Annotated in this window: 12 protein-coding genes and 2 pseudogenes; 13 read left to right on the plus strand and 1 reads right to left on the minus strand. The window is 60.1% G+C overall.

Annotated elements, in window-relative coordinates; translation table 11 throughout:
- From AC3IUF_RS15965 to AC3IUF_RS15975, 3 genes are read left to right on the plus strand one after another with little or no spacing between them, the layout of a single operon-like run.
- Complete coding sequence (locus tag AC3IUF_RS15965; protein WP_489278576.1) at nt 1-2,397, plus strand: acyl-CoA reductase; 2,397 nt, start codon at nt 1-3, stop codon at nt 2,395-2,397.
- 43 nt (nt 2,398-2,440) lie between these two features.
- Nucleotides 2,441-3,742: a phenylacetate--CoA ligase family protein gene (locus AC3IUF_RS15970; RefSeq protein WP_489278578.1), complete on the plus strand. Its 1,302-nt coding sequence runs from the start codon at nt 2,441-2,443 to the stop codon at nt 3,740-3,742.
- Nucleotides 3,730-4,644 (plus strand): GNAT family N-acetyltransferase, encoded by a 915-nt coding sequence (locus AC3IUF_RS15975; RefSeq protein ID WP_007918120.1) that lies wholly within the window; start codon nt 3,730-3,732, stop codon nt 4,642-4,644. Before AC3IUF_RS15970 ends, AC3IUF_RS15975 begins: the two co-directional genes overlap by 13 nt.
- 70 nt (nt 4,645-4,714) lie before the next feature.
- Here AC3IUF_RS15975 and AC3IUF_RS15980 read toward each other — a convergent pair whose 3' ends face one another.
- Nucleotides 4,715-5,242, minus strand: a complete 528-nt coding sequence (locus AC3IUF_RS15980; protein WP_007918129.1) for a hypothetical protein — start codon at nt 5,240-5,242, stop codon at nt 4,715-4,717.
- 382 nt (nt 5,243-5,624) lie between these two features.
- Here AC3IUF_RS15980 and AC3IUF_RS15985 point away from each other — a divergent pair.
- The 10 genes and pseudogenes from AC3IUF_RS15985 to AC3IUF_RS16030 form a co-directional block, all read left to right on the plus strand.
- Nucleotides 5,625-6,755: pseudogene (locus tag AC3IUF_RS15985) on the plus strand (HAMP domain-containing protein); the annotation flags it as partial.
- Between the two features lie 333 nt (nt 6,756-7,088).
- Nucleotides 7,089-7,616 (plus strand): annotated as a pseudogene (locus AC3IUF_RS15990) (methyl-accepting chemotaxis protein); the annotation flags it as partial.
- A 315-nt stretch (nt 7,617-7,931) separates the two neighbouring features.
- Entirely contained in the window at nt 7,932-8,378 is a 447-nt protein-coding gene (locus tag AC3IUF_RS15995) for a DUF411 domain-containing protein (RefSeq protein ID WP_007918132.1), read from the plus strand.
- Complete coding sequence (locus AC3IUF_RS16000) at nt 8,378-8,812, plus strand: YqaA family protein (protein ID WP_042704985.1); 435 nt, start codon at nt 8,378-8,380, stop codon at nt 8,810-8,812. The genes AC3IUF_RS15995 and AC3IUF_RS16000 overlap by 1 nt, the downstream gene beginning before the upstream one ends.
- A gap of 87 nt (nt 8,813-8,899) precedes the next feature.
- Nucleotides 8,900-9,949 carry an alpha/beta fold hydrolase gene (locus AC3IUF_RS16005; RefSeq protein WP_007918137.1) on the plus strand — a complete coding sequence of 350 codons (1,050 nt, stop codon included), beginning with the start codon at nt 8,900-8,902 and terminating at the stop codon, nt 9,947-9,949.
- A 13-nt stretch (nt 9,950-9,962) separates the two neighbouring features.
- Nucleotides 9,963-10,916: a D-2-hydroxyacid dehydrogenase family protein gene (locus AC3IUF_RS16010; RefSeq protein WP_007918139.1), complete on the plus strand. Its 954-nt coding sequence runs from the start codon at nt 9,963-9,965 to the stop codon at nt 10,914-10,916.
- 582 nt (nt 10,917-11,498) lie between these two features.
- Nucleotides 11,499-13,085 carry a glycogen synthase GlgA gene (glgA, locus tag AC3IUF_RS16015; RefSeq protein ID WP_007918141.1) on the plus strand — a complete coding sequence of 529 codons (1,587 nt, stop codon included), beginning with the start codon at nt 11,499-11,501 and terminating at the stop codon, nt 13,083-13,085.
- Between the two features lie 18 nt (nt 13,086-13,103).
- A complete protein-coding gene (gene treZ, locus AC3IUF_RS16020) occupies nt 13,104-14,906 on the plus strand; it encodes a malto-oligosyltrehalose trehalohydrolase (RefSeq protein WP_489278579.1) in 1,803 nt (600 codons plus the stop codon).
- Entirely contained in the window at nt 14,903-16,981 is a 2,079-nt protein-coding gene (gene malQ, locus AC3IUF_RS16025) for a 4-alpha-glucanotransferase (RefSeq protein ID WP_489278580.1), read from the plus strand. Before treZ ends, malQ begins: the two co-directional genes overlap by 4 nt.
- Nucleotides 16,978-19,752 (plus strand): malto-oligosyltrehalose synthase, encoded by a 2,775-nt coding sequence (locus AC3IUF_RS16030; RefSeq protein ID WP_489278581.1) that lies wholly within the window; start codon nt 16,978-16,980, stop codon nt 19,750-19,752. Before malQ ends, AC3IUF_RS16030 begins: the two co-directional genes overlap by 4 nt.
- Nucleotides 19,753-19,758 lie beyond the last annotated feature (6 nt).

Consider the following 19,758-nt stretch of genomic DNA (forward strand, 5'->3'; position numbering starts at 1 on the left):
ATGTACCTGATCAACGGAGAACTGCACGCAGATGTCGACCTCGATAACGCACTGGCGCTGCTGCAGCAGACCTTGCCGCAACACCTGAGTACGCCGCTGGACAGCGCCACCGTACTGACTGCCGCCGCACATTTTGCAGGGCAATTGCACAACCCCGATCTGCCGCTGGACGATGAACAACGCCAGGTGCTGATCGACTTCTGTCAGCCGCACGCCCTGCAACACAAGCTTGAACGTGAACTGGGCGATCAGGCTGAATCGCTGCGACGTGTCGATTATCAGCATTCGCGCTTTGAGCGCTGGAGTCCGCTGGGACTGGTGGTCCACGTCACGCCAGCCAACGCGCCGCTGCTGGCGTGCTGCGCGCTGATTGAAAGTCTCTTGGCCGGCAACATCAACTGGCTACGGCCCAGCAGCAGTGACCAAGGCCTGACGGCGCGCCTGTTGCACACGCTGGTGCAATGCGACCCCAGCGGTGAGTTGCGCCATTACGTCGCGGTGTTACCGGTGGCGACCCTGCAGATCGGCCGTTTGTGCAAAATGGCCAACGGCGTTTCGGCGTGGGGTGGCGAAGCGGCGCTGCAGGCGATCCGCCAACAGTTGCCGCCCGGATGTCGCTGGATCGACTGGGGGCACCGCATCAGTTTTGCCTACCTGACGCCGCAAGCGGCCTCGCCACAGGCACTGGACGCGCTGGTCGATGAGGTCTGCCGTCTGGATCAGCAAGCCTGCTCCAGCCCGCAATGGTTGTTGGTCGATAGCGATGACCCCGCTGTTCTACAAGCAATCGGCAACGAATTGGCCAAGGCGTTCGAGCGCCGCGCCGGACAATGGCCGGCACTGATCCCGACGGTTCAAGAAGCCAGCGAAATCACCACCCGCACCCTGATGACACGTCTGAGCCAGAGTTTTTCCGCAGTGACGGCGCAGGTCTGGAGCACACCGGGATGGCGAGTGATCTGGAGCCATGATCAGTTGCTTGCGCCCTCGCCGCTGTTTCGCACGGTGCTGCTCAAACCCCTGCCGCGTGCGCGACTGACGCAAAACCTGCTGCCTTGGCGCAACGTTTTACAGAGCTGCGCACTGATGTGCGACGAAGCGCAGATCGGTGCATTGTCGCGAACATTGATTGCCGCCGGCGTCAGCCGAATTGCGCCCATTGATGCAATCCATGATGGCTACGATGGCGAACCCCATGACGGCGTCTATGCACTGCAACGTCTGAGCCGGCGGGTGTCGGTCAGCGTCGCACCGACGCAGTTGCCCACCCACATGACCCTCGACCGTCCAGCTTGCAAGCCGACGCTGGCGGGCCTGGCGATCACCGACAAAGCAGCGTTTATCGCGCGGCCGACGACAGCAGCGGCGCAACTGTTTTTCCGCTCTGGCGGCAGCAGCGGCACACCGGCGCTGGCGGGATACAGCTACCGCGATTTTCAACGGCAAATACGCGCAACGGCCGACGGGTTGTTTGCGGCGGGTCTCGATCCGAGCCGCGACAAGGTGATGAACCTGTTCTTCAGTGGCGGTTTGTACGGCGGCTTCTTCAGTTTTGCCAAAGTGCTGGAAACATTGGGGGCCAGCCACCTGCCAATGGGTGCTCCCGCCGACGATGACTACGGCGATATTGCACAAGTCATCATCGAACAACAGGTCACCGTACTGATCGGCATGCCCAGCTCCCTGCATCGCTTGTTCCTCAACGAACAGCAGCGTCTGAGCCGTTATGGCGCCATCGAAAAAGTCTTTCTCGGCGGTGAACACATCAGTGAGCAGTGCCGCGAACTGTTGCAGCGCTGTGGCGTTGCCAGCATCCGCTCGGCGGTGTACGGCAGTGTCGATGCCGGCCCCTGCGGACATGCCTGCGCCGCGACCGGTGATGGCGTGTTTCATCTGATGGACGCGATCCAGCATCTGGAAATCGTCGCGCTGGAGGAGGACGTGCCTGTCGTTGGCAATGAAATCGGCCGTTTACTGTTCACTTCCAAAGCCCGCGAAGGTCAGCAGGTACAGCGTTATGAGGTCGGCGACACAGGGCGCTGGTTGCCCGGCGATTGCGCGTGCGGGCTGAGTTCCCCGCGGTTCGAGCTGCTGCAACGGCACGGCAGGCTGCTGCGTATCGGTAGCGATTTCATCTGCCTGAACGAACTCGGCAGACACCTGCAAGCACCGTTTCAGTTGCACCTCGATCACGCCCCTGACGGCCTCGAACGCCTGCTGGTTCGCAGCCCCGCTGCCCCCGCCGACATCCTCCTCCGACTGGAAGGCTACGCGACGCTGACGAACCTTGTGCGAGCCGGGCTGCTCACGGTGCAAACGCAAACCTGCGAGACGCAACAGTTCGACAGAAACAGGCATAGCGGAAAGATACCGGCAGTGGTCGACGCTCGCCGCTGAAAGTCCAACTTCGTCCATGACCAGAACAATTAAAGAGCCCCCCATGAACACAACACTTGAACTGAGCAAGTTGCTCGCCTTCGCCCGCGAACACTCAACGTATTACGCCAGACATTGGCAAGACCTTGCGCCGCAGATCAGCACACTGGATCAACTTCCGCCGATTGATCCGCAACAATACTGGGCCAGCAGCAATAACCTCGATCAATGGCCAGTACTGACTTCAGCGGTTGAACGCGCACTCGTGTTCAAGACCGGTGGAACCACCAGCGCGGGTAAACTTTCGGTATTCACCCGTGAGGAGTGGCAGACACTTGTGCGCGACTTCGGTCGCCATCTGGCGAGCCAACTCAATCCGGGAGACCGGGTTGCAAATCTGTTTTTTGTCGGCGAGCTGTATGCCAGTTTCATCTTTATCCACGACGCGTTGGCACACGAAACGTCAGGTATTACCGAATACCCCTTCACCGGCGACGTCGACTTTACACTGCTGACTGACTCTATCCGCCAGCACCGAATCAATGTGCTGGCCGGCGTGCCTGCGCAATTACTGACGTTCGCCAGCGTGCTGGAGCGCCAGGGGCAAACTCTGGCCGAGGTCGAAAGCGTGCTTTACGGCGGCGAGAGCCTGTTCGCCGGGCAATTGCAGATGTTGCACAGAGTGTTCCCCAACGCACGGATCGCTTCCATCGGCTACGCCAGTGTCGACGCGGGGTTCATCGGCGCCACAAGCCGCGATTGTGCCTTGGGCGAACACCGCATGCTCGCCAGCCACAGCGTGCTGGAAATTATCGATGAACACACCGGTGAAGTGATTGAAGAATGCGATCGCACCGGACGCCTGCTGATCACCAACCTCACCCGCCGGCTTATGCCATTGATCCGCTATCCCGTGGGTGATCTCGCCTGCTGGCGAGAGCCGGCCACGGCGAGCATGCGCAAGTTTGCCTTGATGGGTCGCAGCATGAGCAGTCAGCGCGTACGGGTCAGCAGCCTGACCCTGCTGATCGACGACATCGACACAATCATTCAGCGCAACACGGTCAGCGACGACTGGCAACTGGTGATCAGCCAATCGGCAAACGTCGATATCGTGTGTCTGAAATGGGTGCCCGAGATGTTGAAACCCGAAACGACTCAGGCCAGCACAGCCTTGCACAACGCCTTGATCGAGCGTTATCCGCTGATCGCACAACTCTGCGCTGATGGCCAGCTTGAGCTGCAGGTCGCCTATTGCACAGCCGATGAGCTCGCTCGTCATCCGCGCTCCGGCAAACGCCAACGCGTCGTCGACCTTCGCGACTACGCCGCCCCACGTCCGGAGCAACGCCCATGGACAACGTGACGCTGCGCAGCTATCGCCGCTCCGATGCCGGAGCCGTCAGCCGTTTGTTCCGGGAAATCTATGGCGACCATTACGTACAGCCACACGTGTATTTGCCGTTGATGATCAACCAGAACCATGGCGATGGGAGATGGCATTCACTGGTGGCGGAATCCGGAAAAAAAATCCTCGGCCACGCCACGTTGTGCAGAAACGCGGGATCGCATACGGCAGAACTGGCGTTGAGCGTGGTCCATCCGTCGACCCGCGGGCAGAACATCGCCACCCAGTTGGGCATTCGATTGTTGATCCATGCGCAGGCGCTGGGTTGCCATGGTGTAACCATCAAACAGGTGACGCAGCACGCCTATACCCAACGCATGGCTGACCGGCTCGGCTTTTGCAGCAGTGGGTTATTGCTCGACTATGTGCCCTCGCCGTTTGGCGAAGCACTGCCGGAGTCGATTGTCATCGGCTACACCCCTATCGATGGCTACCGCCGCCCGCTCCCGGCATTGCCGTGGCCACAAAGCTGTCGCGAATTCATGGAGCATTTGTGCGAGGTACACGGGGTGCAGGAAAAAGAAGCACCCTGGGTGGGGCCGCCGATGCAGATCGAACACGCTTTCGGGCGTTATGACGTGGTGCTGAAGAAACTCGACGCCGGCTTGCTTCAACAGCTACGACGACTGCCTGAACACTGGATGGTCTCGATCAGACTCAGGCTGGCAACCGGTTTCGCCAGCGCCGTGGACAGCCTCTCGGCAATGGGCTTCGTCTTTACCGGGATTGCCCCGAATGAACGGGGCGCTGGATGGTTGGCGTTGTTTCATCGGGGCTATTGCGCCCGATCGCTGGAGCTGCGCTGCCCACACCTGCAACGACTGCATAATCAGGCTCAACAACACGTCGCAGCACGCTGAAGCGAGGCGTTGCCGGGTTCTTGCACATCAACCAGCCCGTTCAAGCGCTGAGCGGGCTAAACGGTCAGCCTCAAGCTTTGGCTTTGACACCTTCATCGACCGGTTTCGCGGCGTTGCCTTCACCGTAGGTCTTGAGGTTCTGCAGAACATAGATCGCTTTCTTGAACTCTGGAATCAGACTCTGGCCGTAAGCGTTGCCATTGAGGCCATTGTTCTGAATGGCGTCGAGCTGGGTCGCGAAATACTCCAGGGCGTTGAATTTGGCATCGATATCTTTGGTCACGCCAAAACGGTCGAACTTGTCACCGGCGTTCTTCAAGGTAAACGAAGTGATCTCTGAGATCAGCCCGCGGCTGCGCAGCATCTCGCTCAGATTTCCCAATTGTTTTACCGAAACATTCGCAGGATCAAAGCCCTTGATGGCCTTGCGCATGCCCTGCTTGTCCATTTCAGCGGTATTCAGCGCGGTGGGATTGGTGCCGACCTTGGTCAGCATCTGCTGCACTTTGATGCTCTGGGCCACTTGTTTTTTCGCGCCGGTGTTACGAACCATAACGCCTGCTTTGCTCTCCCAGCCGCCGACAATACCGATCGTCATGAGAAGACTCCCTGTGAAATGAACATGAAAAATATCCGTGTTGAACGGCATTAATGGGCGCGAGTATCGGCGGGCGAACTGATGGCACCAACCTCTTTCTGCACTTTTTTACAATTCTCGTACATTCTCGATACAAAAGCGCAACGCCCCGCAAACCCTGACCCAGAGCTGTCATCACAATGAAATGAAAATGGCTTTTTCAACCAGTCGCAGGCGATGACCAGCGCTTGTGTATCGAACCCGATACCGACCAGTCATCGGCGCCCAGTTTTTTTAGGACGCAAGTACCTAAAGCTTCCCGTCGCAACGACGATACGCTGTGAATACCCGCACTGTTTTATCCCTGCCCCTAATAAGAAACGCTGCTCAAGGACCGGTCTCCATGCCCGCATTCCGCACTATTCAGGCTCGCTACACGCTGTTTCTGGTTCTGTTCATCCTGCTGTTGTCGGTGTTGACCGTGGTCGGCATCAGCCAACTCGTCGCCCCCAAGCTGCGTCATACAGAAGAACAAGTCGTCCTCAACCGCATTGCCGAAGTCGCCGAGCAGATTCAGGGCGAGTTGAACAAAGTGCAGGCGCAACAGCGCAGCATCACCCAGACCATCCCGCTGCTCGACAGCGCCGCCATCGACACAGTGCTGCCAGGTCTGGTCGATCAGTACGCAGAGCTGAAAGTATTCGGCGGCGGGATCTGGCCTTTGCCGGGGCAACGTGAAGCCGGGCGCAACAAATTCAGCACGTTCTGGCACCGCGATGCCTCGGGCAAACTGGCGGTGAATACATTCTGGAACAGTGACGCAGCCCCCAACTATTACGACCAGAGCTGGTACAAGGGCGGCATGGCCACACCGCGTGGCCAATGCGCCTGGGCGGCGGCTTACAAGGATGATGCCAGCGCCGAGCCGCGCACCAACTGCGCCATGGCCATCCAGAAAAACGGTAGCGCGTGGGGCGTGTCGACCATTGACGTCACCCTCGGCTTCTTCAACGATCTAGTGGCGCGCAAGGAAAAAGACCTCAACGCCGAAATGCTGATCATCGAAGCCGACGGCAAGATCATCAGTAACAGCTCGCGCATCAGTGGCCAGATCGTGCTGAAGAACATCAGCGAACTGGCCGGCACGTCGACCTTCGCCAGCCAGGTCAAAGCCGCGTTGCAGAACCGCGATCAAGCGCAGCGCATCGAGTTCGATAACAACGGCGAAGCCAGCACCTTCTTCATGCGCCCGATTGAAGGCACGCCGTGGTTCCTCGCCACCGCCCTGCCAACGAAAATGCTCACGGCCCAGCGTGATGACGTCCTCAGCACCCTGAGCCTGTTGCAGATTCCGCTGGTGATTCTGCTGGTGCTGCTGCAGGTCTACGCGATTCGCCAATTGGTGCAGCGCATGAAAGCGTTGAAAGCCAACATCGATTTGCTCTCCAGCGGCGATGCCGACCTGACCCGGCGCATTACCATTCGCGCTGAAGATGAACTCGGCGCCATCGGTCACTCGGTCAACACCTTTATTGCCTACCTGCAAAACATGATCGGCGAAGTTACCCAAGCCACCGGCGCCATGGCATCGAGCCTCGACAACCTGCAACGCACCTCGGCGCGCACCAGCCAGATCCTGCTGCGTCATGCCTCGGAAACCGATCAGACCGTTACCGCCATCACCGAGATGAGTTCGACAGCAGAAAGCGTTGCGCAGAATGCCGCCGAAACTGCCGCGTTCACCCAGCGCGCCAACGAAAACGCCGACCGTTCCCGCGTGGTCGTGGGCGAAGCGACCAACAGCGTGGTGGCGCTGATCGATGAAGTGGCCAGTGCCACACACAAAGTTGAAAACATGCAGCAGGACGCTCAGCGCATCACTGAAATCCTCGGGGTGATCGGTGCGATTGCCGGGCAGACCAACCTGTTGGCGCTCAACGCCGCAATCGAAGCAGCGCGCGCCGGTGAACAGGGCCGCGGGTTTGCCGTGGTTGCCGATGAAGTCCGCGCCCTCGCCGCGCGCACGCAGGCCAGCACCTCGGAAATCAACGAGATGTTGACGCGCCTGACGCAAGGCGTGAGCTCGTCGGTCAGTGCCATGGAAAACACCCAGGCCAGTTGCCAGTCGGCTGCCGACGCCACTGCAAGGGTCAATTCCGGTTTGGATGAAATGGCCGGTTCGGTCAGCCACATCAACAGCCTCAGCACGCAGATCGCCACTGCCGCCGAGCAGCAAAGCGCCGTGACCGAAGAGATCAACCGCAGCATGGTGCAGATCCGTCACATGGTCGATGAGCTGGTGCAGAGCGGCAAAGCCAGCGAACTGAATACCCATCAGTTACTCGAAGCCAACAGCCGGGTGAGCGCGATCATGGGGCGCTTCAAAGTCCGCTGATTCATGCAGGAATTTCTGCAAACCAGATAACCCCTGTGGGAGCGAGCCTGCTCGCGAAAGCGTCCTTTCAGTCACTGCATCCAGTGCCTGACACACTGCCTTCGTGAGCAGGCTCGCTCCCACAAGGTTCGACGGTGTTCACACAATTGCCACCTGACAACTTTGTCATCTCGCGCTCAGCAACCTGTCAGCCTTGATCTACGATCATCCTGCCAGCCCGTCTCGCAACAACTGGAAACATTGCGTTGATGCCTGGCGGCAAAAACCGGTCAAAATGCGTTCTTTTCTGATCGTCACCCGAGCCGAGAATCCGCTATGCGTACCCACCTGCGTCTGGTCGCCCTGAGCGCCCTGTTCATTTCCTCCCTGGCGCAAGCCGCCGATCTGATCCCCATCGAAGTCCATCGTGACGCCAATTGCGGCTGCTGCAAAAAATGGATCAGCCACCTCGAAGCCAACGGTTTCAAGGTCGAAGACCACGTCGAAAGCGACATGAGCAGCTTCAAGCAACAACATGGCGTACCGCCGCGCCTGGCGTCGTGCCACACCGCAATCATCAACGGCAAATTCGTCGAGGGTCATGTGCCGGCAGAACAAGTGCTGGCCCTGAGCAAGCGTGACGACCTGCTCGGCGTCGCCGCACCGGGTATGCCGATGGGTTCGCCGGGCATGGAAATGGACGGCATGAGCGATGCTTATCAGGTTATCGGCCTGAAGAAGAATGGCGCTGACGTCGTCGTGGCGGACTACCCGGCCCATTGATCGGCGCCGCCTACTTCGGGCTGTTCTTTGCCGCGTTCGGTGCAGCGACCCTGTTGCCGCTGCAGTCCGAGGCATTGCTGGTCGGTTTGATCGTCAGCGAACGCTACTGGCTGTGGGGTCTGCTCGCCGTGGCGACGCTGGGCAACGTACTCGGTTCGCTGGTCAACTGGTGGCTGGGCCGTGGCATCGAGCGCTTTCAGGATCGGCGCTGGTTTCCGGTCAGCCCCGCGCACATGGCCCGGGCGCGCAAACACTATGAGCGTTACGGCCACTGGTCGTTGCTGCTGAGCTGGTTGCCGATCGTTGGCGATCCGCTGACACTGATTGCCGGCGTCATGCGTGAACCGCTCGGGCGGTTTTTATTGATCGTTACCCTGGCCAAAGCTGCACGCTATGGTGTGCTGGCCTTGCTGACGCTGGGCTGGCTGGGTTGAACGATCAGGCGCGGTGATTGCCTGTGTTTAACGTCGGCATAATCCAGTCATTCCAGCATCGGCCGATTTCAAACGGAGTTTGACCTTATGTCTGTCATGTTTTCCCGTTGGCTACCCGGCCTGTTTCTTTGCGCCGCCCTGCCCCTGTCGGCACAGGCCGCAACGCCAAGCGAAGCCGCGCCGGAAGGCCCGGCCTATGGCCCGGAGCTGCAAGGCTTCGAATACCCTTACACGCTTAAACACTTTGCCTTTCAGTCCCAGGGTAAATCCCTGCAGATGGGTTACATGGACGTCGCCGCTCACGGCAAGGCCAATGGCCGCACCGTGGTGCTGATGCATGGCAAGAATTTTTGCGCAGCCACCTGGGACAGTTCGATCAAGGCCTTGAGCGAGTCCGGTTACCGGGTGATCGCGCCGGATCAGATCGGCTTCTGCACCTCGAGCAAACCCGACAATTATCAGTACAGCTTCCAGCAACTGGCGACCAACACTCAGCAGTTGCTCAAAGCGCTGGGCATTCAAAAAGCCACCCTGCTCGGCCACTCCACCGGCGGCATGCTCGCCACCCGTTACGCCTTGCTGTTTCCCGAGCAGGTCGAGCAACTGGCACTGGTCAACCCGATCGGTCTGGAAGACTGGAAGGCCCTCGGCGTGCCCTATCGCACCGTGGATCAGTGGTATCAGCGCGAGCTGAAAGTCAGCGCCCAGGGCATTCGCGACTATGAGCGCACCACCTATTACGACGGCCGCTGGAAACCGGAATTCGACCGCTGGGTGGACATGCTCGCCGGCCTGAGCAAAGGCCCGGGCAAGACGCAAGTGGCGTGGAACTCGGCGCTGATTTACGACATGATTTTCACCCAGCCGGTGTACTACGAGTTCAAGGACTTGAAGATGCCGACCCTGCTGCTGATCGGCACCTCAGACACCACAGCCATCGGCAAGGACCTCGCACCGCCTGAGGTGAAGGCGAAAATCGGCCACTATGAGGTGCTTGGCAAACAGGTTGCCAAGCTGATCCCGCAGTCGACGCTGGTGGAGTTTCCCGGCATGGGCCACGCGCCACAAATGGAAGAACCGGCGCAGTTCCACAAGGCCCTGCTCGACTGGCTGAATACATCCAATCCCGTGCGTTGATGAGGTAAGGCTGATGGCGGTGCAGATTGCAGTGATCGATGACTGGCAGGACGTGGCCCGCGACGTGGTCGACTGGTCAGTGCTCGATAGCCTCGGTGAAGTGACCTTTGAACACGATTACCCGGCCGACAACGCCACACTGGCCGAACGGCTGGGCCGCTACCAAGTAATTTGCGTGATGCGCGAGCGCACGCGGTTCGACGAAGACTTGCTCAAGCGTTTGCCCAATCTCAAGTTGCTGGTCACCGGCGGCATGCGCAACGCAGCGCTGGATATGCAAGCGGCCGCCAGGCTGGGGATCAAGGTCTGCGGCACCGACAGTTACAAGCACGCCGCCCCGGAGTTGACCTGGGCGCTGATCATGGCGGCCACGCGCAATCTGGTGAATGAGGCGAATGCCCTGCGCGCCGGTCATTGGCAGCAAGGACTGGGCGGCGATCTGCATGGCAAGACCCTCGGCATTCTCGGTCTCGGCAGTATTGGCCAGCGCGTTGCGCAGTTCGGTCAGGTGTTCGGCATGCGGGTCATCGCCTGGAGCGAAAACCTCACAGCCGAACGGGCGCAGCAGGTTGGCGTGACCTACGTGAACAAGCAGGAACTGTTCGAGCAGGCCGATGTGTTGTCGGTGCATCTGGTGCTCAGCGAGCGCAGTCGCGGGCTGGTCGATGCGCAGGCGCTGGGCTGGATGAAGCCGACGGCGCTGCTGGTCAACACCGCGCGCGGGCCGATTGTCGATGAAGCGGCGCTGATCAAGGCCTTGCAGAAACAGCACATCGCCGGGGCAGCGCTGGATGTGTTCGAACACGAGCCGTTGCCGGACATGCACCCGTTTCGCACACTCGACAATGTCTTGGCGACTCCGCATGTGGGGTATGTCAGTCGGCAGAACTATGAACAGTTCTTTTCGCAGATGATCGAGGATATTCAGGGATGGGCGGCTGGTAATCCAATTCGCGCGTTAAATTAACCCCCACTGTAGGAGCTGCCGAAGGCTGCGATCTTTTGATCTTCGCTTTTAAACGCAAAATCAAAAGATCGCAGCCTTCGGCAGCTCCTACAGGTGTTGTCTGTGTCAGCCGATCAACAAACTGCCCGCACCACAACAGTGCAACCGCCCTTCCCGCTAGCACAAAATCGTGACCGTCCAGTCACCGTTTTGGCCCTCCCTCGCAGAAAAACCTGCACTTCGTCGGTGCGTTTGCTCCTCAAAAGCAAGGTTGGTGCTGACAGCCAACCGATTGTCGAACAATTTACCCATTTGCTCTGGCCCGCTCTAGGATCTGGCCTAGACTGACTTTCGCGGGGTAAAACCGACCAGTCACATTGCCGAAAAAAAGTCGAAACTTTTGCGCGCGGCGACAGGTCATCAGAAAGACAGGGCCAAAGCGACTGGTGCAATCCTTGCAACGGCCCAATCACCCATTCTGCTTGCGCGTGTTGGGTAGCGTTTGCTCACCGATGCGTGGCGCGTTTGCGCCCGGCCACAGGACTTGGCCATGGACATCGCTTGTTCAAGACAAGAATCAGATCAACGAGACGGGAGATTCATATGATCAGTGCGGCATTGGATATTCAGGGAGAGCGTGCTCAGCAGGCGGTTGGTGAATCGAGCACCGTCAGTGTTCCCGGCAGCCGACAGATCAACGTCCCCGGCACCAAAACGCTGACTCCAGTAGCGAGCCAGAACCCCAACAAGAAAAAAGTGTTGTTTGTTACCTCGGAAATTGCCGATCTGGTCAAGACCGGCGGCCTGGGTGACGTGTCTGCCGCCCTGCCCCGGGCCATGGCTCATCTGCACGATGTGCGGGTGTTGATCCCCGGCTACCCGCAAGTGATGCACAGCGAGAACCCGATCCACATCATCGGCGAACTTGGCGGCCATGCCGCGCTACCACCGTGCAAGATCGGCCGCATGGACATGCCGGACGGTCTGGTGATCTACGTGTTGATCTGCCCCGAATTGTACGAGCGCGAAGGCTCGCCCTACGGCGCCAACAACGGCCGCGACTGGCCAGACAACCACATTCGTTTCGCCCGTTTGGGTCTGGCTGCTGCCGACATCGCCGCCAACCTTGCACAAATTCACTGGTGCCCGGATCTGGTGCATGCCCATGACTGGCCGGCCGGTCTCGCCCCGGCCTATATGCACTGGCGCGGGCAGCGCACGCCGACCCTGTTCACCATTCACAACCTCGCCTATCAAGGCGTGACCAGCCTCGGCTCCTGCCCCGAGCTGGGTATTCCCACCCATGCCCTGCAACAGGAAGGCATGGAATTCTACGGCAAGATGTCGTTCCTCAAGGCCGGCATGGCGTATTCGAGCCATATCACCACGGTCAGCGCCACTTACGCGCAGGAAATCACCACCCCGGATTTCGGCTGCGGCCTCGACGGCTTTCTCGCCGCCAAGACCCAGCAAGGTTTACTCAGCGGCATCCCCAACGGCATCGACGAGAGCTGGGACGCCGCCACCGATCCGCACCTGTTCGCGCCGTTTGCCATTGGTGACTGGGAAGGTAAAGCGGTCAACGCTGCGCATGTGCGTGAATTATTTGAATTGAATGACTCAGAAGGCCCGCTGTTCGCCGTGGTGTCGCGACTGGTCTATCAAAAAGGTCTGGACCTGACGATCGCGGTATCCGAGTACATCGTAAAAAACGGTGGCCAGATCGCCATTATCGGTCGCGGCGAACCTGAAGAAGAACAAGCCATGCGCGAACTGGCCCTGCGCTTCCCAGGCCAGATTGGTGTGCGCATCGGCTTCAACGAAACCGACGCCCGACGCATGTTTGCCGGCAGCGATTTCCTGCTGATGCCTTCGCGTTACGAGCCTTGCGGCTTGAGCCAGATGTACGCCCAGCGTTTCGGCTCGCTGCCGGTCGCACGCAATACCGGCGGGTTGGCCGACACCATTGAAAACGGCGTCACCGGTTTTCTCTTCGACGAATCCACCGCTGAAAGCTATCAGGAAGCCCTGAGCCGCGCGTTCAAGGTGTTCGCCTTCCCCGAACTGCTCAATGCCATGCGTTGCCGGGCGATGGCTGCGCCGTTCAACTGGTGCAAAGCGGTCGAACCGTACGCCGAACTCTACGAACAACTGGTCGCCAAGGCGCTGGGTAAAGCTCACCACAAATAACCAGGGAGGTTCACCACGATGCCGTTACGGTCTACTGAAACCTGGCCCCACGGCGCGATCATGCTGGACGCCGAACACACGCAATTTGCGCTATGGGCGCCGGATGCGTTTTACGTGAGTGTCGAACTTGAAAGCGGCCAGTCGCTGCCGATGCTGCCTCAGGTAGACGGCTGGTTTGTGATCAAGGCCCGCTGTCCGGCGGGCACCCGCTACCGCTATAACATCGACGGCGAACTGGAGGTGCCCGACCCGGCTTCCAGGGCACAGGACGGCGACCTTGACCGCCACAGTGTGGTGGTCGATCCGCTGGCCTATCAATGGCGACACACGGCCTGGCACGGTCGGCCATGGAGCGAAGCGGTGATCTACGAGTTGCACGTCGGTGCGCTCGGGGGTTTCGCTGAAGTCGAACAACATCTGGCGCGCCTCGCCGGCCTGGGCATCACCGCCATCGAACTGATGCCGCTGGCGCAATTCCCCGGCGAACGCAATTGGGGCTACGACGGTGTTTTGCCCTACGCCCCGCAAGCCTCCTACGGCACGCCGGAACAACTCAAACACCTGATCGACAGCGCCCACGGTCATGGTCTGGCGGTGATTCTCGATGTGGTCTACAACCACTTCGGCCCTGACGGCAATTACCTGCATCGTTACGCCAAAGGCTTTTTCCGCGAAGACAAACACACGCCATGGGGTGCAGCGATCGATTTTCGCCGCGACGAAGTGCGCGAGTTTTTCATCGAAAACGCCTTGATGTGGTTGCTCGAATACCGCTTCGACGGTCTGCGCCTGGACGCGGTGCATGCCATCGAAGATCCGAATTTCCTCACCGAGATGGCCCAGCGTATCCGCGCGCAGATCGACCCGAGCCGGCATGTCTGGCTGACCGTGGAAAACGAACTCAACCAGTCGAGCCTGCTCGAATACGACTACGACGCGCAGTGGAATGACGACGGTCATAACGCATTGCACGTTCTGCTCACCGGCGAAACCGACGCCTATTACGCCGATTACGCCGCGCAACCCACCGAACAATTGGTGCGCTGCCTGAGTCAGGGGTTTGTCTTCCAGGGACACATCACCCGCCATGGCGAACCGCGTGGCGAGCCCAGCGAACACCTGCCGTCCACGGCGTTTGTGCTGTTCCTGCAAAACCACGACCAGATCGGCAACCGCGCGTTCGGCGAACGCCTGCATCATCTGGCCGATCCGCGCGCCGTACAGGCAGCGACCGTGTTGTTGCTGCTGTCGCCGATGATTCCGCTGATGTTCATGGGCGATGAGTTTGCCGCCGAGCAGCCATTCCTGTTTTTCACCAGTCACCACGGCGAACTGGCCGAGTTGGTGCGTGAGGGCCGGCGCAATGAATTTGCCGCATTCAGTGCCTTCACCGATCCGCATAAGCGCGAGCAGATTCCCGACCCGAATGCCGAAAAAACCTTCCACGCCTCACAGCCGAGGTTGGTCGGCCATGGCAGCGCAAAACAGCAGGAAACCCTGGAGCTGTACCAAAAGCTCCTGCAATTTCGCCATCAATACATCATTCCCCATCTGTCCGGCACTCAGGCCCTCGGCGCCCATATGCTCGGTTATGGCGCGGTCAGTGCGCGCTGGCGTCTGGGCAATGGCAGCGAGCTGCGAATTGACCTGAACCTCAGCGACACGCCAGTGGTCAACCCTCCACAGACCGAGGCCGTGTGGTTGTTTCAGCAGCCATCCACCGCCGATCTGTCGGAATCGGGCGAACTGCCCGCGTATTGCGCGCTTGTCAGCCTCACGGCCGCAACCCCTTTGCAACCTCTGGATGGAGAGCGCCTATGAGCGATGCGCAACTGGAAATTCTTGCCAGCCGAGCCGGCCTTGCCGTCGACTGGATCGACGCCAACGGCCGCCCGCAAAAAGTCGCTCCGGCGGTGCTGCGCAATGTCCTGATCGGCCTCGGCCACCCCGCCAGCACGGCGCAGGAAATCGACGCCAGCCTGTTGGAACTGCAAGCCGTTCAACAAGACCGCCACCTGCCGCCGCTGTTGACCGCCGATGTCGGGGTCGGCGTGGATCTGGCGCGGTACTTCGCGCCGGAGACGCCGTGTGAAATCCACCTTGAAGACGGCTCGCGGCTGAACCTGAAACTCGACTCTGAAGCGATACTGCCGGGACTGATCCCGGTCGGCTATCAACAGGTGCACATCAGCGATCAGTATTTCACCCTGGCCGTGGCCCCGGAGCGCTGCTTCAGCGTCGGCGATGCGGTGGATAATCCGATTCCCCGCGTCTGGGGCCTGAGTGCGCAGTTGTATGCCTTGCGCCGCGCCGGCGACGGCGGTTTCGGCGATACCCAAGCACTGGAAGATCTGGTCCGCGTGGCCGGTGAGCGCGGCGCCGATGCCCTGGCGATCAGCCCGCTGCACGCCATGTTCAGCGCCGATACCGGGCGCTACAGCCCTTATTCGCCATCCAGTCGGTTGTTCCTCAATTCTCTGTACGCGGCACCCGGGGCCATTCTTGGTGAGCGCGCCTTGCGTGATGCGATCGACGCGGCCGGCCTGGCCGAGCAGTTCGCGCAACTGGAAGACCTGACACTGATCGACTGGCCGAGCGCCGCCGACGCCAAGCAAAAACTCTTGCAAGCGTTGTACGAAGGTTTCATCGCCGGTGAGCATCCGCTGCACCCGGACTTCGCCAGTTTCCGCCACGCCGGTGGCGAAGCACTGGAAAATCACTGCCGTTTCGAAGCTATTCAGGAAATGCGCGCCGCCCGTGGCGAAAACCTCGACTGGCGGCAATGGCCAGAACACTGGCACGACCCACGCGGTGCAGCGCTCGAAGCGTTTGCCGAAGAATACGCCGAACGCATTGGCTATTTCGCTTTTTGCCAATGGCTGATCCACCGTTGCCTGGAACGTGCGCAAACCGCCGCCCGCAGCGCCGGCATGGGCATTGGCCTGATCGCCGATCTGGCGGTGGGCGCCGACGGTGCTGGCAGTCAGGCCTGGAGTTTTCAGGATGAACTGCTCGCCTCGCTGACGGTGGGCGCACCGCCGGACATTCTCAATCGCTCGGGCCAGGGTTGGGGCATTTCCGCGTTCTCGCCGGAAGGTCTGATCCGCAACGGCTTTCGCGCCTTCATCGACATGCTGCGCGCCAACTTCGCCCACGCCGGCGGCCTGCGCATTGACCATGTCATGGGCCTGCAACGCTTGTGGGTGATTCCCAACGGCGCAGTACCTGCCGATGGCGCCTATCTGTATTACCCGGTCGACGACTTGCTGCGATTACTGACCCTTGAATCCCATCGCCATCAAGCGATTGTCCTGGGTGAAGACCTCGGCACCGTGCCCGATGGCCTGCGTGAAAAGCTTATCGCCCGCTCGATGCTCGGCATGCGCGTGTTGCTGTTCGAACAGGACAACACTTATTTCAAGCCAATTCTCGACTGGCCGGACAACGCACTGGCGACCACCAGCACCCACGACCTGCCGACGCTCAACGGCTGGTGGCATGGCCGCGATATCGACTGGAATGCGCGCTTGGGGTTTGTCGATGCCAACGGTGAAATCGAATGGCGCCAGCACCGCCAGCGCGAACGCGAAGGTTTGCGCAGCGCCTTGAGTCAGGACCCGCAGAATTTTCGCGAGGAATCCCACGAGGCCGATCAAGTGGTCGATGCCGCGGTGCGTTTCCTCGGACACACCCGTGCCCCTCTGGTGCTGTTGCCGCTGGAAGATGCGCTAGGCATCAACGAACAAGCGAATCTGCCGGGCACCATCGACACCCATCCAAACTGGTCACGGCGCTTGCCCGGCACCAGTGAGGCGCTGCTCGATGGCGCGGATGCGGCGCGACGTCTGGAACTACTCGCGTGCGCGCGTCTTCAGGCTGCCGAGCGTGACCAATGAATCAAGCGCTTATCCAGCCCCTGCGCGCAACACTGCGCCTGCAATTTCATAAGGGTTTTACCCTTGAACAAGCCGTGCCACTGGTGCCGTACTTCGCCCGGCTCGGCATCAGCCATATTTACGCCTCACCGTTGCTCGCGGCGCGGGCCGGTTCCATGCACGGCTACGACGTGGTCGACCCGACCCAGGTCAACCCGGAACTCGGTGGCGAAGCGGCGTTACGGCGCTTGGTCAGCGCCCTGCGTGAACACAACATGGGCCTGATCCTCGACATCGTCTCCAATCACATGGCCGTCGGTGGCAACGACAACCCGTGGTGGCTCGACTTGCTGGAATGGGGGCGACTGAGCCCTTACGGCGAGTTCTTCGACATTCAATGGCACTCGCCGGACCCGTTGATGGAAGGCCAATTGCTGCTACCGTTTCTTGGCAGCGATTACGGTGTGGCCTTGCAGGAAGGCACGCTGAAACTGCAGTTCAATGCGCAGACAGGCAGTTTCCATGTCGAGCATTACGACCATCACTTCCCGATCTGCCCGAACGATTACGGTGAATTGCTCAGGTCCGAGGAAACGTTGAAGGCGCTGGCCGATCGCTTCAGTTCCCTCAGCTATCAGACCGATGCCCATTCGCTGGCGATTCCGCTGAAAGAAGAATTGCGCCAGTTGGCGATTGATCCGCAGATCCTCGAAGCGATCCAGAACAACCTGAAGCATTACGATTCGAGCAGCGAAGAAGGCTTCGACAAACTGCATCAGTTGCTGGAACGCCAAAGCTATCGCTTGGCGAGCTGGCGCACGGCGGCGGATGACATCAACTGGCGGCGCTTTTTCGATATCAACGAACTCGGCGGTTTGCGCGTCGAACGTCCGGCGGTATTCGAAGCCACCCACGGTAAAATCTTTCAGTTGATCGCCGAAGGCTTGGTCGACGGTTTGCGCATCGACCACATCGACGGCCTCGCCGATCCGCGTGGTTACTGTCGCAAACTGCGCCGCCGGGTTGATCTGCTGGCACCGGGCAGGCATTTGCCGATCTACGTCGAGAAGATCCTTGGCGCCGGCGAAACCCTGCACCGCGACTGGGCGGTGGACGGCACCACCGGTTACGAGTTCATGAATCAGCTGTCATTGCTGCAACATGACCCGGACGGCGAACACGTGCTCGGTGACCTCTGGCAACGGCGCACCGAGCGCCCCGCCGCGTTCATCGAAGAGGCACAACTGGCGCGTCAGCAGATACTCAACGGCTCGCTGGCCAGTGATTGCGAAAGCGTCGCCCAGGCCCTGCTGCAGGTCGCCCGCGATGACCTGATGACTCGCGACTTGACCCTCGGTGCGATCCGCCGGGTGTTGCAAGCGCTGATCGTGCACTTCCCGGTCTATCGCACTTACATCAGTGCGATGGGTCGCTCCGAGCAGGACGAGGTGTTTTTCCAGCAGGCCATGGACGGGGCCCGGCAAACGCTGAGCGAAGCCGATTGGCCGGTGCTCGACTGCGTTGCCGCTTGGCTAGGTGGCACGCCATGGCGGCGCAAACCGCGCGGGCGTTCACGCAAGATCCTCAAACATGCCTGTGTGCGTTTTCAGCAACTGACCTCACCGGCGGCGGCCAAAGCCGTTGAGGACACCGCGCTGTATCGCTCGGCGGTGCTGCTGTCACGCAATGACGTCGGCTACAACACCGAGCAGTTCAGTGCCCCGGTCAGCGACTTTCATGCGGTCAATCAGCAACGGCTGGACGAGTTCCCCGACAACTTGCTGGCCACCGCGACCCACGATCACAAACGCGGCGAAGACACCCGCGCGCGTCTGGCCGTGCTCAGTGAGCGCAGCCACTGGTACGCCGAGCAGATCGAACTGTGGCGCGCCCTCGCCCGGCCCGTCCGGGTTGACGAGCAGATGCCGTCGAGCGGTGATGAACTGATCCTCTATCAAGCGTTACTGGGCAGTTGGCCGCTGCAACTGCGCGATGACGATCAGGCCGGGTTCGCCGATTACGCCAAACGCATCTGGCAATGGCAACAGAAAGCCCTGCGTGAAGCCAAGTTGCAAAGCAGTTGGAGTGCGCCTAACGAAGCCTATGAAAACGCCGCGCAGGCATTCACCGAAAAACTCCTCACCGGTGAAGAAGGCGAGCTGCTGCGCGCCGCACTAAGCAAGACCGTCAACAGCATCGCCGCTGCCGGCGCCCTCAATGGCTTGGCGCAAACCTTGCTGCGCATGACCGTGCCGGGGGTGCCGGATTTGTATCAGGGTAATGAGTTCTGGGACTTCAGCCTGGTCGATCCGGACAATCGCCGGCCGGTGGATTATGCCGCTCGTGAACACGCCTTGCAGGAGCCATTGCCACCTGTGGAGTTGTTGGCGAACTGGCGTGACGGGCGCATCAAGCAAGCCTTGATCGCCCAGGTGTTGAACCTGCGTGTCGAGCATGCCGAGCTGTTCCGCCGTGGCCGCTACCAGGCCCTGGAAGTGCTCGGCAGTCAGGCGCACAACGTGCTCGCGTTTGCCCGTGAGTACGAGGGCAAGCAGGCCATCGTGATCGTGCCGATCCGTTGCGCAAAGCTGCTGGAAAACGGTGCTGTACCTCAAGTCGATGCGCTGCGCTGGGGCGACACGCGGGTGGTTCTACCGTTCGCCGCCTCTGAAACAAACCTGAAGGGACTTTTTTCAAGCAGCGCAGTCACAAAAAACAGGGAGCTGAATATCAGCGACGCGCTGGGGGATGTCCCGGTCAATCTCTTTATCCAACACTTAACACAAGCATGAGTTCAG

It is taken from the genome of Pseudomonas sp. KH_040 (genome assembly GCF_057839305.1).

Bases quoted from the DNA above. Each gene is read 5' to 3' on its own strand.
- AC3IUF_RS15965 (WP_489278576.1), top strand. From the start codon at position 1: ATGTACCTGATCAACGGAGAACTGCACGCAGATGTCGACCTCGATAAC.
- AC3IUF_RS15970 (WP_489278578.1), top strand. From the start codon at position 2,441: ATGAACACAACACTTGAACTGAGCAAGTTGCTCGCCTTCGCCCGCGAA.
- AC3IUF_RS15975 (WP_007918120.1), top strand. From the start codon at position 3,730: ATGGACAACGTGACGCTGCGCAGCTATCGCCGCTCCGATGCCGGAGCC.
- AC3IUF_RS15980 (WP_007918129.1), bottom strand. From the start codon at position 5,242: ATGACGATCGGTATTGTCGGCGGCTGGGAGAGCAAAGCAGGCGTTATG.
- AC3IUF_RS15995 (WP_007918132.1), top strand. From the start codon at position 7,932: ATGCGTACCCACCTGCGTCTGGTCGCCCTGAGCGCCCTGTTCATTTCC.
- AC3IUF_RS16005 (WP_007918137.1), top strand. From the start codon at position 8,900: ATGTCTGTCATGTTTTCCCGTTGGCTACCCGGCCTGTTTCTTTGCGCC.
- AC3IUF_RS16010 (WP_007918139.1), top strand. From the start codon at position 9,963: ATGGCGGTGCAGATTGCAGTGATCGATGACTGGCAGGACGTGGCCCGC.
- glgA (WP_007918141.1), top strand. From the start codon at position 11,499: ATGATCAGTGCGGCATTGGATATTCAGGGAGAGCGTGCTCAGCAGGCG.
- treZ (WP_489278579.1), top strand. From the start codon at position 13,104: ATGCCGTTACGGTCTACTGAAACCTGGCCCCACGGCGCGATCATGCTG.
- malQ (WP_489278580.1), top strand. From the start codon at position 14,903: ATGAGCGATGCGCAACTGGAAATTCTTGCCAGCCGAGCCGGCCTTGCC.
- AC3IUF_RS16030 (WP_489278581.1), top strand. From the start codon at position 16,978: ATGAATCAAGCGCTTATCCAGCCCCTGCGCGCAACACTGCGCCTGCAA.